Below are 284 nucleotides of genomic sequence, written 5' to 3'. Positions count from 1 at the left end.
TCCAGGCGGGCAGTAAAATCGGTATCACGGCTATCAAGCCGGTTGATCAAGGTATCCATGCGAACCTCTTTTCTCATTGCTTGGCAGAGAAGGCTGAACCGGACGGGCTCTGTCCAGCGCCTGCCCGCATCATCGTGATGAGCATCGTGATGAGCAGGGGCGGCAGCTGGCGTTTCGAGAGTCATCTTCTGCCACGGTCATCTATGCGACCTTGGGTATCCATCGGGTCGATGCCGACAGCCCGCGGCCATCACGCCTCGCGGCGGACTTCCACGGCCTGACGC

1 protein-coding gene is annotated in these 284 nt (G+C 60.2%); it reads right to left on the bottom strand.

Annotation, left to right across the window (positions count from 1 at the left end; translation table 11 throughout):
* The coding region (locus tag CWC28_RS22375; RefSeq protein WP_212746826.1) for a hypothetical protein at window positions 1-185 on the bottom strand (185 nt) is incomplete at its 3' end.
* Between the last annotated feature and the right edge of the window lie 99 nt (window positions 186-284).

The sequence above is a fragment of the Pseudoalteromonas sp. S4492 genome, from assembly GCF_005886115.1.
Taxonomy (GTDB): domain Bacteria; phylum Pseudomonadota; class Gammaproteobacteria; order Enterobacterales; family Alteromonadaceae; genus Pseudoalteromonas; species Pseudoalteromonas gelatinilytica.
This window is presented reverse-complemented; position numbering and strand designations above follow the sequence as displayed.